This window comes from Amycolatopsis anabasis (genome assembly GCF_009765355.1).
Classification (GTDB): domain Bacteria; phylum Actinomycetota; class Actinomycetes; order Mycobacteriales; family Pseudonocardiaceae; genus Amycolatopsis; species Amycolatopsis anabasis.
In genome coordinates this window covers 17,196-30,478 of record NZ_VTHK01000062.1, presented here as the reverse complement: position 1 = coordinate 30,478, position 13,283 = coordinate 17,196, and the positions used below count along the sequence as shown (strand labels likewise).

General features: G+C 70.6%; 10 protein-coding genes. 6 read left to right on the top strand and 4 right to left on the bottom strand.

What is annotated here, in order from left to right; translation table 11 throughout:
- The first annotated feature begins 382 nt into the window (after positions 1-382).
- Positions 383-2,242, top strand: coding sequence for a hypothetical protein (locus tag FXO23_RS42965; RefSeq protein WP_246258389.1), 1,860 nt, complete (start codon positions 383-385; stop codon positions 2,240-2,242).
- Positions 2,243-2,265: 23 nt separating this feature from the next.
- Positions 2,266-3,816: an ABC transporter substrate-binding protein gene (locus FXO23_RS42960; RefSeq protein WP_158893349.1), complete on the top strand. Its 1,551-nt coding sequence runs from the start codon at positions 2,266-2,268 to the stop codon at positions 3,814-3,816.
- A gap of 10 nt (positions 3,817-3,826) precedes the next feature.
- On the opposite strand, the gene FXO23_RS42955 is transcribed toward FXO23_RS42960, so the two are convergent.
- Positions 3,827-4,720: an alpha/beta fold hydrolase gene (locus FXO23_RS42955; RefSeq protein ID WP_158893347.1), complete on the bottom strand. Its 894-nt coding sequence runs from the start codon at positions 4,718-4,720 to the stop codon at positions 3,827-3,829.
- 52 nt (positions 4,721-4,772) lie between these two features.
- Positions 4,773-6,608: a CocE/NonD family hydrolase gene (locus tag FXO23_RS42950; protein ID WP_218952323.1), complete on the bottom strand. Its 1,836-nt coding sequence runs from the start codon at positions 6,606-6,608 to the stop codon at positions 4,773-4,775.
- 73 nt (positions 6,609-6,681) lie between these two features.
- Between FXO23_RS42950 and FXO23_RS42945 the strand changes: the two genes are divergently transcribed.
- On the top strand, positions 6,682-7,314 hold the full coding sequence (locus FXO23_RS42945) for a TetR/AcrR family transcriptional regulator (protein WP_158893343.1): 633 nt from the start codon (positions 6,682-6,684) through the stop codon (positions 7,312-7,314).
- Positions 7,315-7,525: 211 nt separating this feature from the next.
- Complete coding sequence (locus tag FXO23_RS42940; RefSeq protein ID WP_158893341.1) at positions 7,526-7,978, top strand: hypothetical protein; 453 nt, start codon at positions 7,526-7,528, stop codon at positions 7,976-7,978.
- A gap of 14 nt (positions 7,979-7,992) precedes the next feature.
- Here FXO23_RS42940 and FXO23_RS42935 read toward each other — a convergent pair whose 3' ends face one another.
- Together FXO23_RS42935 and FXO23_RS42930 are read right to left on the bottom strand one after the other, a co-directional pair.
- Positions 7,993-8,541 carry a carboxymuconolactone decarboxylase family protein gene (locus tag FXO23_RS42935; RefSeq protein ID WP_158893391.1) on the bottom strand — a complete coding sequence of 183 codons (549 nt, stop codon included), beginning with the start codon at positions 8,539-8,541 and terminating at the stop codon, positions 7,993-7,995.
- 87 nt (positions 8,542-8,628) lie between these two features.
- On the bottom strand, positions 8,629-11,193 hold the full coding sequence (locus FXO23_RS42930; protein WP_158893339.1) for a helix-turn-helix transcriptional regulator: 2,565 nt from the start codon (positions 11,191-11,193) through the stop codon (positions 8,629-8,631).
- A 73-nt stretch (positions 11,194-11,266) separates the two neighbouring features.
- On the opposite strand from FXO23_RS42930, the gene FXO23_RS42925 reads away from it, so the two are divergent.
- Both FXO23_RS42925 and FXO23_RS42920 read left to right on the top strand, forming a co-directional pair.
- Positions 11,267-12,163, top strand: coding sequence for an MBL fold metallo-hydrolase (locus FXO23_RS42925; RefSeq protein ID WP_158893337.1), 897 nt, complete (start codon positions 11,267-11,269; stop codon positions 12,161-12,163).
- Entirely contained in the window at positions 12,154-13,281 is a 1,128-nt protein-coding gene (locus FXO23_RS42920; RefSeq protein WP_246258388.1) for a carboxylesterase/lipase family protein, read from the top strand. The genes FXO23_RS42925 and FXO23_RS42920 overlap by 10 nt, the downstream gene beginning before the upstream one ends.
- Positions 13,282-13,283: the final 2 nt, after the last annotated feature.

The following is a 13,283-nucleotide window of genomic DNA, read 5'->3' as shown; positions in this document are numbered from 1 at the left end:
AACTACTAGCACCTCACATAAGTGACTTCGGCCAAGATCGGCAACTTGGCCGAAGCCGTCGGTGCGGAAGTGCGCGTGTCGGCGCTACGCGGCCCGCGGCGTGCTCACCGCGCTCGACGAATGGATCGGACCGGAAATCGGGGGACCAGATCCGCGATGCTGTGAACATTACTATGCTCGGAATACGACGCGCGACCAAGGTCATTTCCGAGGGGGCTCCCCGCAATGGTGGATCAACGCCGATCAAGCGCGGTAATGCTGGCTCGACGGATGCTGTGGAACCGGGAAATCGGGGAAACCGCCGCGCCCCCTTCCGGTGATTGTTTTACTAGGCCCCACCGGCTCCGGGAAATCACACGCATTGAATACCGTCTCCGCCGATTTGAGCTGGGGAGTGGTGCACGCGAGCTTCGACTTCGAACGGGAAAAACCGGTCACGACCGTCGAGGTGCTCATGCGGCTGGCCTACGATCTGTCCCGCAAATGGCGGCACCGGGCCAAGCCGCGGTTCATCCGCTTCACCATCGCCCTGATCGCCGTGCAGGTAGGGCTGGACGGGACGAATCGGGAAAAGGACAAGGAAACACTGCGCGACCTGCTCAACAACCTCAGGCGCGGCCATTGGCAGAACGAGATCGACAACCTGGCGGACCTGCTGGCCGGGACGGCACAGGCGGCGGACCTGCTGCACCCGCCGTTCACCGAGTTGTTCACGAAGGTGTTTCCCCAGCTGATCCGGACCATCCGCCCCCGCCTGGGCAAGGCCATGCGCTCACTCGCCGACTTTCCCCAGGCCGAGGGCGCGAGCCCGCTGGACGCACTGGTCAACCTGAACCGGCTCGCGCACGAGGAGCCGACGGACGTCAAAGCGGTCACCGCGTGGTTGACCGCGGCATTCCTCACCGACGTCCGGGAAAACCACCGGGCGATGTCCGCCCCGGAACCGCGGAGCCCCTGCGACTGCGTCAACCCTGGCAAGGTCCGGCACCTGCACAATTGGGTGCTGCTGCTGGACAACGTCGATCACCCCGGCGGGGCGGAATTCCTCGCGGACCTCACCGACGCGCGCAACCGTTACCGCCGCCAGCATCCCGACGAGCGCGAGGCGTCCGATGCCCTGCTGGTCATCGCGACCAGCGGGCGCTGGCTCAAGGAATGGGAGTCGCCCTGGCGCCCGCCGTGGCAGCCCGACCCGGCGGCCCCGGACCGGCTGCGCTCCGTTCCGCCCTGCCACGCCGCCTCCTACGACCACTGGGCGGAGGGTCCGGCGAATTCCCGCCCCTCGCCGTACTACCCGGTCACGCTCGATCCCCTGCGGATCGAGGAAATCGCCGAAGTCCTGGACACCACCTCCTCGGCCGCGAAAGCCGCGTTCGTCCAGCAGGCCACCGGCGGACTTCCCGCGGCGGTGCGGCACGTCCGGCAGCTGCTGCGCGAACGGCCCGTTCAGCACGGGGCCCGCAACATGCTCGGCGGCGACGACGCGACGGATGATCCGTGGCATTCCCGGTTGCGCAGGCTGCGCCTGGCCGATCACCTGCCCGACGTGAGCGTCGACGACTTCGTCACCGCGGCCCCGTTCGCGACCGCGCCGTGGCTGATCCCGCTGTCGGCGATGAACCGGATCAGCCAGCCCCATGTCGGACGCATCCTCACCGAACTGCGCACCGCGTTGTGGGTGACCGCCCGATCCGCCGCGGGCGCCACCGCCGACCAGGTGATCCTCCATCCCTGGGTCGCCACGAACCTGGTGTCCGCGCTGGCCCGTCGCGGGAACAACCCGCACCCGTCCTATGCCGACCAGTTCGCCGCGTTGCGCGACGATCCGGACACCGACCAGGATCCGGTGCGCCGGGCGTACTGCCAGTTGGCGCTCGGTGATCTCGGCAGCGTGGTGACCCTGTTCGAAGAGGAATTCGACCGGCGGCGGCACCAGGAATGGGTCGATCGCCTCCGGCTGGTCGTGCACGCGCCGGACCAGTTGCCCCTCGAAGAGAACTACGACCGGCTCTACGACGAACTGGTCAACCGCGACCTCGCCCAGAACCCGGAGGGCCGCACGGAGATCCGCAACAACCTCGCCCGCTTGGTCGCGGCGAGCTGGCTGGCCGCGAACCCGTTCGCCGTGCGCGGGCGAAACCAGGACCAGGAGGTCGCGAACGCCTTCGAGTCACTGGCCCGCATTTCCCAGCTTCCCGATGTCGCCGCCCTGTACGACGCCGCCCGTGGCCAGTGGCCCTGACCATTCAGCGAAGGAATTCGGCCATGCCCCAGCTTCCCGCGTTTCCCGATTTCCTGCGCCGGCTCGGTTCCAGCCGCACCGGCGGTCCGCCCGTCCGGCCGCGGAGCCGGTTGCACCGCCACCGGTTCCTGGTCGCGGCGCCGGTGGTGCTCCTGGTGGCCGCCGGGGTGTACGTCTCGGAGTTCTGGAAGCCGTGCGGCGACGGGTTGCACTCGGTCGGCTCGCCGCACGTGTGCGTCGGCTTGAACCTGGAATCCGGTCCCATGCGGGATGACGATCCACTGGCCGATCTGGAAGGGCTCATCGCACAGCACAACGCGCAGGTTGCCGGTGACTTCAAAACCATCGTGGTGCTGGAGAACATGACCCCGGACCCGGATATCGACACCACGCCGATGCAATTCGTCCGGCACGAAATCGAGGGCGCCCTCACCGCCGCGTGGCCGACCGACCGGCCCGCCAATTTCAAGGTGCTGCTGGCGAACTTCGGCAGCAACGCCCAACACTGGCAGGTGGTCGTGGACGAGATCCTCGCCGCGAGCGCGAGCCAGCGCATCATGGCGGTCGCCGGCCTGGGCGTGAGCCTGGACAACACCCGGAAGGCGGCCGCCGCCCTGTCCCGGCACGGAATCGCCACGATCGGCGCGACGGTCACCGCCGACAACGTCAACACGGACGTGGACAACACCAGGATCAAGGACTTCTTCCGGGTCGGCCCCACGAACAGCGATGAAGCGCACGCCGCCGGAAACTACGTCAAGAAACACGGGAAACAACGGGTGATGCTCGTCGCGGACACGAACGAATCCGACGGCTACGCGGCCACGCTGGCGAGCGCCTTCCAGGAACAACCGGGCGTCCAGGTGCGCTACACCAAGAAATACGACTCGCTCAGCGGTCAACCGGTCGGCACGACCCGGGACCAGTACCTCCAGAAACTGTTCGCCGGTATGCATTCCGACATCTGCACCGCGCAACCGGACGTCATCTACTTCGCCGGGCGCGGAGTAGACCTCCGCTCCTTCGTGACCGCGCTGTCCCACGACGGGGCGTGCCAGCAACTGAGTTCGGTGACCGTGATCAGCGGCGACGACACGTCCATCCTCGTCGGCGCGCCGCTGCCGCTTTCCGGGGACATCGGCGTCGAACTCCTCTACACCGGACTCGCGTATCCCGGGCAGTGGGATCTGTTCTCCCAGGATCCCGCCCATCCGGCGTACAAGAAGAACTACAACCATTTCATCGACGAGTTCAGCGCGCACGGCTTCTCCCAGACCGATCTCCGGGACGGCGCCGCGATGATCGAACACGACGCGGTGGCCACCGCGGTCAAGGCGGCCGAGGAGAATCCGTCCACCCATCCGAAGTCGATCACGAACTTCCTGTCCAATATAGACTGCAATTCGGCGGTGCCCGGGGCGAGCGGTTTCATCGCCTTCGATCAGGCCACCGGCAACCAGCTCAACAAGGCGATGCCGATCCTGCAGATCATGGCCAACGGGCAACTGGGCCAGGTCGACCTGGTCTGGTCCCGGGGACATCCGCTGGACACCTCGATGTCCTGTTCCTCCTGAGTGGACAGTGTCAGCCGATCAGCGTCCGCAGCCTGGCGGCGAGATCGTCGACCTGCTCGTACGGGAGCATGTGGCCGCTGCGGGGATAGCTGACGAACGCCGCGGACGGCAGTTCGGCCGCGATCACCCGCGCGTGTTCGAGCGGGGTGAGCCGGTCGCGTTCACCGGCGAGCACCACGGTCGGCACCGACCGGTACGCGGCCAGCGCCGCCTTTCGCTCGTGGCTGCCCAGGGCGCGGCGGAATCCGGCCGAACTCCCCCGGTGCGCCCGGGCGACCTGGGCGACCGTGGCGCGCACATCCGCCGCGGCCGGTCGCCGGCCGAACGCCACCCACCGGATCAGGCGGGTGGCCAGCAACTGGTTGCGCACCGGCAGCGCGCCGATCGCCGGTTTGGCCGGACGGGGCGCGCTCGCCGGGCGGACCGGCCTCGGTGCCGCCTTCCCACGCCGCCTGGCCAGCAGGGCGGCCAGCGGCGCGGGCAGGCCGAAGGTGACCTCCCGCAGCCCGCCCGACGAGGTCGCCACGAACATCGCCCCGCGCACCCGACGTCCCACCAACTCCGGATGCCGCTCGGCCAGCGCCATCATGACCATGCCGCCCAGCGAGTGCCCGACGAGCACCAGCGGGCCGCGCGGCGCCCGGGCCGCGACGAGTTCCGCGACGTCGTCGGCGAGGCGGTCGATGGTCGCGCTGCCCCGCGGCGCCGGGCCGGAGGACCCGTGCCCCCGGAAGTCCGGTGCGAGAACTCGTGCTCGCCCGCCGATTCGGGCCAGCACGCCGTCCCACAACGTGTGATCACCGGTCCATCCGTGCAACAGCACCACGGTCGTCGCGGCGTCCTCGGCGCCGGCTTCGGCCACCGAGATCGCCACGCCGTCCGAAGTGTGCAACCGGACCGCCACCCCGCACCTCCCAGCAGCGACAACGCAACCTACTGAAGAGTAACATCCCGGCTCAGCTGGTGGGCAGGTCGATCCACGAGGCCGCCACCGCGTTGTGCTGCACCGAATAGCGGCCGCCGAGCAGGTTCACGACGTCCGTGGTCGGGATCAGGTGCGGCAGGTCGCCGGTGCCGACGGTGAGCTGGATCCGGTGCCCGGCGGGAATCGTGGCGAACACCGGCCGGACCTCGATGTCGTAGCGGGTGATCGCGCCCGGGGTCACCGCAGTCCGCGATTGCTTCGTCAACGGGTGGTACGGCCGCAGCCAGCCGCCGTCCGCGGCGGGCCAGGATCGCGCCGGGTCGAGCGCGCGCATCGACCCCAGCTGGGCGCCGCCGCTGAGCGTGGTGACCTTCCCGTCCGGCGCGACTTCCTCCAGCCGGACCGTCCACAGTGTCTCCGGAGTGGTGGACGTGGCGTGGAGGGTGACGCCGACCGGACCGGCCAGGGTCACCGGGGCCGCGAGCGGATCGGACCGGTAGCCGAGCTCGGCCGGGTTCGGGGACGCCGGGCGGGGCGCGGTGCACAGGGTGCCGGTCACCTTGGACAGCAGCCCGGCGGAGAACTGATCGGTGGACCGGCTGCACGGATTCGACAACCCGGTGAAGATCAGGTCGTCCGCCCCGGTCGCCGCCCGGGAAGCCGCGGGGGCCAGGCGCCCGCCGCTGTCGAAATGCAGTCTGCTGCCGCGCCCCGGCCGGACCGGGTACGTCTCGGCGCGGTACTCGGTACCGTCGGCCTGGATGATCCGCAGCGGGGCCCGGGTGCCGGTGATTCCGGTGTCGGCGCCCATGAGCCAGTGGTCGAACCAGCGCAGCTGCAACCGGTCCAGGTCCACGCCCGCGCCGATGTCGCCGTGGTGCCACGGGCCGAACAGCAGTTGGTAGTTCGGGGACACCGGCTGGCCGGGCGCCATCGGGGCGGTGACCGGACGGCCGGCGGCGGCGTTCTGCAGGCCGGCGTAGAGCAGCGGTTCGCCGCGCTGGAACACGTCGTAGGAACCCCCGGCGAGGAAGGCCGCCACCCCGTTGTCCACGATCTTCCGCAGCACGGTTTCCGGTGCGCGGGTCCGCCAGTACGGCCCGTCGAACCGCCGGGGCCCGTCCGTGAGCACGTCGAGCGCGGTGGTCCCTTCGAAGGCGAGCCCCTGCGCCAGGTGCTGCGCGGCGAGGTTCACCGCGTCGAGGGGGTCACCGGCCCGTTCGGCCAATGGGGTGAGCGTGCGGGTGCCGCCGTAGGCCAGGATCAGGCCCAGGGACGATTCGACGTTGAACACGCCGCCGTCCACGAAGAGATCGCGGTACGGGTCCACGGCCGCCGCCATCGGGAAGATCGCCTTCAACGGTGAGTTCGGCCCCACCGCGGCGGCGGCGAAGAGCTGGTCGATCGCCAGGTAGGAACCGCCGATCATGCCGACCGCGCCGGTGGAGTTCGGCAGCCGCGCCGCCCAGTTGATCACGTCGACGCTCGCCGCGGCCTCGGCCGGGCCGAAGAGCTGCGAAGCGCCCTGCGAGCCGCCGGTGCCCGGCACGTCCACGACCACCCCGAGATAGCCGTTGCGCACCAGGTTCGGGTTGAGACCGCCGAATCCGGGCGGGCTGTTCGCACCCGCCGAGGCACCCTTGCCGTACGGGGTGAGGCCGACGATCACCGGGAACCGCCCCGCCGCGGGCGCCCCGGTCACCGGATCGGCCGGGGCGTAGATGTCCGCGCGCAGCACCGTGCCGTCCGAGGCCGTCACCGGAACGTCCCGGGTCACCGCGATTCCGTACTCCGCCGCCGCAGCCACCGGCAGGACACCGGTCGACACCAGCAACAGCACGGCCACGACGCCCGCACGGCGAGCCATCCGTCCCCACACCATTCACGAACAATAGCGTTCACAAACAGCGACCGGAAGGGCCGTTGTTAACCTTCACCGGATGAGCGAGAAGCCCGAGTTCGACGTGCTGCCGCGGGGACGTCACCGGCTCAGCCGGGAAAGCGTCCGCAGTTCCCAGCGCTCCCGGCTGCTGCACGGTATGGCCGACGCGGTGGCGGAGCAGGGATACGTGCGCACCTCGGTCGCGGACGTGCTCAAACGGGCCCGCGTCTCCCGCGAGACCTTCTACCAGCACTTCGCGGACAAGGAGGAATGTTTCCTCGCCCTGCTCGACCGCGTGGCGGGCCTGCTGGCCACCCAGCTCATGGCCGAACCGGAAGGCGCCGCCGAGGAACCCGAACTGGACCGCCTGGAGCGGGTGCTGACGAAGTACTTCGCCACCTTGACCGCGGAAGCGTCGATGGCCCGGGTCTTCTTCGTCGAGTCCTATGTGGCCGGTCCCGCCGCGCAGCGGAAGCGGTTCGAGGTGCAGGACCGGTTCATCGACCTGCTGGAGACCGGGCTCGCCACCCTGCCGGAGTGGCAGCGGCTCCCCGATTCCCGGTTCGCCTGCCGCCTCTTGGTCGGCGGCATCAGCTCACTGGTCGCCAGTACCCTGATCGGCGGCGAACCGGAGCGGCTGCCCGAGCTGGGTCCGCAGGTCATGCTCCTGGTCCGGCAGCTGATCGGTTGATGTCGGCTGTGTCAGCGACACGCAGGACCAGCGACCGCGCGAACCGGCCCGGGTGTGAAGTTTCCGCCGATTATCCATTGATCAACATTGCGCCAGATGTAGCCACAGCGCATTATCCGGTAGTGACGAAGATCAGATTCGCTTTTGCTCTTCCGGTCTATTGGAATGTAATGGAAGACGTCACCTACGGGAGTTCTAAGCATTTCCTGATATGACAGAGGCAAACCGGCGCAATCGCGGTTCACGGTGCGGCGCACCGAGGTTTGCTCGCGGGAAGTTCGCTCTCGTCGTCGCGGTAACCCTGCTGGTCACCTGGATCGTCGTCGTCACCGTCCTCATCGCACGGCTGCCCGAGGCTGGGGTCGATTCGCCCGAAGAACTGCGCGGCAAGTCCGAATCCGCGCTGAACACGCTCGACGCCGGGCAACTGGAGGAACTCGTCGACTACCCGCCGAATGGGGCGAAGAACTTCGCGAAGTCCTATGTGGACGAGTTGCGGGCGGCGGGAAGTCATGACATCGCCGTCACCCTGGCGCCGGATGCCCGAGCGCCCCGGATCGTCCGGGTGACCGGGCGGCGGACCGATGGGAGCACCTTCTCGTTCTCCGTCACCGTGCGGGAACACGAGGGCCGGTGGCGGCTGGAACTGACCCCGCCACTCTGATCGCCGTTGCGGTATCAACCGCCGCGCGGGGAGTCCGGCTCGATCCGCAGCGTGGTGATCACCGTGGCCAGCAGGTCGTAGTGGGTCACCAGCAGGCAGAACTCCAGACACTCCTTTTCGGACAGATTGCGCCGGAGCTCCGCCCACCGGGTGTCGTCGAGATCGCGATCGGCCTGCAGGGCGTCGACCGCGCGGAGCAAGGCGGCGTCGCGATCGCCCCAGTCCCACTGCGTTCCCACGTCGACCACCCGCGCGATCTCGTCGCCGGTCAGCCCCGCGGCCGCGGCGAGCCGCCGGTGGTGTTCCAGCTCGTACCGGTTTTCCCGCAGCGCGGCCACCCGGAGGATGACCAGTTCGCTGTCGCGCCGCGGCAACAACCCGCCCGGCATCATGGTGGCGGCGAAGTGCAACCAGCCGCGGAAGAGCCGGCGGTGCCGCCCCAGCACGGTGAACAGCCGCGGCGGCCGCGTCTTTGTCCGGAGGGCGGCCAGCCGCGTGAACAGCCAGACCGGCAACCCCAGTTCCCGTCGGGTTCCGGGCCGGATCCTCGGTTCCTGGACCATGGTGCGCACGGACGCACCCTAGCATCCATGAACACCAATGTTCACAAACTTCGGCGCAGAATTTTCCCGCGCGGCGGCCCTGGTGCGCTAGCCGGAGGCGTCGATCAAGGTGTGCAGCTGCGACCGGGCGGTGACCCCGAGCTTCGGGAAGCTCCGGTAGAGGTGCGAGGCGACCGTGCGCGGCGAGAGGAACAGCCGCTCACCGATCTCGCGGTTGCTCAGGCCCCGCGCGGCGAGGCGGATGATCTGCTGCTGTTGCGGGGTGAGGGCGGTCAGCGCGTCCGGTGCGGCGGGTTCGGCGTCGATCCCGGCGGCGCGGAGTTCGCCCTGGGTGCGGGTGATCCACGGGCGCGCGCCGAGGCGGTGGAAGATCTCGCGCGCCGCGTGCAGTTTCGGGCGCGCGGCGGCGATCCGGCGACGGCGGCGCAGCCATTCCGCGTAGTCCAGGAGGATCTGCGCTCGTTCGAACGGCCACTGTTCGCCCGCGGGGTCGGCCAGGGCCGCCTCGAAGTGCGACTCGGCCTCCGCCGGGTCGAGCAAGGCGCGAGCGCGGTGGAGCAGGGCGTGCATCCGGGGCGAGAGGCCACCGGCGAGCCGCTTGGCCGAGCGTTCCACGATTTCCGCGGCCTCGACGTGCTGACCGGTGCGCACGGCCGCGGCCGCGAGTTCGGCCACTCCGGCGTAGGAGCACGCGTAGTGGACCGGATCGCCGGTCTCGGTGAACAGCAGGCGGAACTGTTCGTAGGCGGCGACCTGATCGCCGTCGGCGACGGCGGCCATCCCCAGGGCCCACCGGGCGCGCACGCCGACCGCGCGGCTGCGGTTCGGGTCCACAAGGGACAATCCGGCCGCCGCGGCGGACCGGGCTTCGGCGGTGTCGCCGGTGAGCGCGAACGCGGCGGCTTCGAGCGCTCGCACCCCGGCGTCGAGGTGCGGCATCCCGGCGCCGGCGGAGGTCGCGTTCGAGGCGGCCAGCCGCGCCTGCGCCCAGAGCCCGTGGTCCAGGTAGGCCCAGCCCGCCGAGCAGCCCAATCCGGTGGGCAACGAGCCCCGCATGCGCCAGCGGTGCAGGGCGTCGTCGAAGATCCGCACCGCCAGCGCGGTTTCGTCGAGCAGCCAGGCCATCGCACCCAGCGAGACCAGCACCCCGGGATCACCGCCCGCCCGCTCGACCAGTGCCGGGAGCGCGGCCACCAGCTCGGCGCGCCGCGCGGTCGGCTCGGTCACCGCGAGCGTCCACGGATCGTTCCCCGCACGAGCCCGGACCGCGAGCCGGTGCTCCTCGTCCCCGGAGTAGAAACCGGCCACGGACGCCGACGCGATCGCGATCCGGGTGAACCCGGGTTCTTCCGCCGCGCGCATCAGCGAGGACAGCGCGGTGTCGTGGTCGGCGGTCAGCGTGAGAATCTGCCCGACCCGCAGCGAAGCTTCGGCCGCCAGCGCCGGATCGTCGGTGCTCGCAGCGGCCTTCGCGGCGAGTTGCTCCACCCACCGCGGTTGTCCGGTGTAGACGGCAGCTCCGGCCGCGGCCACCAGGCGGCGCGCGCGGTCGTGCCGCGCCGGGCTCAGTTCGGCCGCGCGTTCCAGCGCGGTCGCCGCGGTCAGGTGCCCGCCGCGTTCACGGGCGCGGGCCGCGGATTCCTCCAGCGCGGCGGCGATCGGCTCGTCCGGCCCCTCGGCGGCGGCCGCGAGATGCCACGCGCGCCGGTCGGGTTCGCCCGCGAGCGCGTCGGCCAGCTCGCGGTGGGCCCGCCGCCGGACGGCCAGCGGCGCGGAATGGTAGATCGCGGATCGGATCAGCGGATGCCGGAACCGGACCCGGCCGCCGGTGATCCGGAGCAGCCCGGCGGCCTCGGCCGGAGCCAGCGCCTCGACCTGCTCGTGCACGGCCAGTTCGTCCGCGGCGACCAGCAGCAGCGCGTGCCGGGTGGCTTCGGGCAGGGCTTCGAGGTCGGCGGCGAAGACGCGCTCGAGGCGGTCGGTCAGCGGCAGGATGTCCTCGTCGGCGCAGTCCGCCCGGGCCAGTTCGACCAGCGCCAGCGGATTTCCGGCGGCCTGGTCGAGGATGCGCATCCGCCGCTTGCCGGTCGGCGGACGCGGCTGCCGGTCCAGCAGCGCACCCGCGGCGCGGGCGTCGAGCGGTCCCAGTGGCAGCACCGGGAAGCCGGGCAGCTTCGCCGCATCCCGGGTCCCCGCGAGCACGGCGAGGGGTTCGCCGTCGATGCGCCGGGCCGCGAAGGCGAGCGCCTCCAGCGATCCCGCGTCGATCCACTGCAGATCGTCGGCGACCACCAGCACCGGCGCCCGCTGGGCGAGTTCGGAGAGCAGGGTGAGCAGCGCGACGCCGATCAGCAGCCGGTCGGGCGCTCCGGCGTCGTCCAGGCCGATGGCGCCGAGCAGCGCCGACCGCTGCCGCCCGGGCAGGTTCGCGGTCTCGCCGAGGACCGGCCGCAGCAGCTGGTGCAGCCCGGCGAACGGCAGGTTCGTCTCGCTCTCGCTGCCGGTCATCCGGAGCACCCGGCCGCCGTGCCGGTCCGCCGCCAGCTCGAGCAGCGTGCTCTTGCCCGCACCCGGTTCACCCGTCACGATCAGCACGCCGCTGCTCAGGCCGAGCACCGCGGCGCTTTCCTCGTCCCGCCCGGCGATGGTCACCTTTCGACTGTATCCGCGAGGTGCAGTCACGTGACTGATACCGCCGGACCGGCCCGGTCACCAGGCTGGACGCATGGACACCATCACCCTCGGAAACGTGGAGATCACCCGCGTGGTCGAGCTGACCGCACGGGGTCTCCCCCGCGACTTCGTCTTTCCCGACGTGGCCCTGGACCACTGGCAGCGGCACGAGAACTGGCTGGCTCCGGAGTTTCTCGACCCGGCCGCCGACGAGGTCCGCACGATGATCCAGACCTGGCTGATCCGCAGCGAGGGCCGCACGATCCTGATCGACACCGGTATCGGCAACGGCCGCGAGCGGCCGTACATGCCGTTCTTCGCCCACCTCGACACGAACTACCTCGACGAGCTGGCCGCGGCGGGCGTCCGCCCGGAGGACGTCGACGTGGTGATCAACACGCACGTGCACGGGGACCACGTCGGCTGGAACACCGTCCTCGCCGACCGCGAGTGGCGGCCGACCTTCCCCAACGCGGAGTACCTGATCGCGCGCGCCGACTTCGAGTACTGGAACCCGGAAAACGAGATCCGGACCCGCTCGGGGCGCCAGTCGCAGAACGTGTTCGAGGACAGCGTGGCGCCGGTGCACCGGGCCGGGCAGACGGTGCTGTGGGAGGGCGACCACTACGACGTGGACGCCAACCTCCGGATCGTTCCGGCGCCGGGCCACACCCCGGGGTCCGCCGTGGTGCGGCTCCGGTCGGGCACGGAACACGCGGTCTTCGCCGGGGACCTGCTGCACAGTCCGTTGCAGATCGCGGAGCCGGACTGCGGCCCCTCCTTCGACGAGGACGAGGCGCAGGCACGGGTCGCCCGGCGCCGGTTGCTGGAGTGGACCGCCGACCACAACGCGCTCCTGTTTCCCGCGCATTTCCCGGGCGCGGGCGCCGCGGAGGTCCGGCGGGACGGCGGCAAGTTCGCGGTGAAGGAGTGGCTGGCGTGGCGGTGAACGTGTTCCGGAACATCTCCTACGCCGCCGCCCCGACCGGCGCCGCGCGGTTCGGCGCACCGGTGCCGGTCGACGGTGATCGCGGCTTCGACGGACCGGGGCCGACGGCTCCGGCACCGCCCCGGCGGTTCCCGCTGGACCTGAGCCCGGTGATCGGACCGGGCTGGGTTCGCGGCGAGGACTACCTGACCGTCAACGTCTGGACGCCGTCGACCACCGGAAGCGCGCCGGTGCTGGTCTTCGTGCACGGCGGCGGTTTCGTCTCCGGTACCGGCCAGGCGCCGCTGTACGACGGGACTTCGTTCGCCCGCGACGGCGTGGTGCTGGTGACGTTGAACTACCGGCTCGGTGCGCCCGGTTGGCTGGACCTCCCGGACGCGCCGCGGAACCGGGGCCTGCTGGACGTGCTCGCCGCGCTGCGGTGGGTGCGGAAGAACATCGCGAGCTTCGGCGGGGATCCGGACCAGGTCACGGTGTTCGGGCAGTCGGCGGGCGCGATGATCGTCGGCGCGCTGCTGGTGACGCCCGAGGCGTCCGGGCTGTTCCGGCGGGCGATCAGCCAGAGCGGCGGGCTCAGCACGATGACCGGCGCGCAGGCGGCGGAGACGACCCGCGCGCTGGCCGACCGGCTGGGCATTCCGGCCACGGTGGCGGCGTTCGCCGAGATCCCCGACGAACGACTCGTTTCCGAACTCGCCCAGGTGGCCGCCGCGGGGTCGCGGGTGACCCCGCTCGGCGTCGTGCTCGACGAGGTTCCCGAGGCGCTTCCGGTGGACTTGCTCGTCGGGACGAACTCGCAGGAATCGCTGCTCTACCAACGTCCCGAGCAGAGCGCGGCCATCGACGCGATGTTCCGCGACGGCCGCGAACGGCTGGTTTCCCGGTACGACAAGGCGTTCACCTACGAGTTCGACTGGCGCGGCGGCCCGTTCGGCGCCTGCCACACGGCGGAACTCCCCTTCGTGTTCGACAACACGGACCTGCCCGCCCTGCGCGCGGAGAACGGTTTGCTCGGACCGGAAATACCACCGGCACTCGCCGCGGAGATGCACGGCGCGTGGGTCCGCTTCGCGAAGACCGGGGATCCCGGGTGGACCGGGGAGCGCCGGTTCTCCTGAAT

Bases quoted from the DNA above. Each gene is read 5' to 3' on its own strand.
- FXO23_RS42925 (WP_158893337.1), top strand. From the start codon at position 11,267: ATGGACACCATCACCCTCGGAAACGTGGAGATCACCCGCGTGGTCGAG.
- FXO23_RS42960 (WP_158893349.1), top strand. From the start codon at position 2,266: ATGCCCCAGCTTCCCGCGTTTCCCGATTTCCTGCGCCGGCTCGGTTCC.
- FXO23_RS42945 (WP_158893343.1), top strand. From the start codon at position 6,682: ATGAGCGAGAAGCCCGAGTTCGACGTGCTGCCGCGGGGACGTCACCGG.
- FXO23_RS42940 (WP_158893341.1), top strand. From the start codon at position 7,526: ATGACAGAGGCAAACCGGCGCAATCGCGGTTCACGGTGCGGCGCACCG.
- FXO23_RS42950 (WP_218952323.1), bottom strand. From the start codon at position 6,608: ATGGCTCGCCGTGCGGGCGTCGTGGCCGTGCTGTTGCTGGTGTCGACC.
- FXO23_RS42935 (WP_158893391.1), bottom strand. From the start codon at position 8,541: ATGGTCCAGGAACCGAGGATCCGGCCCGGAACCCGACGGGAACTGGGG.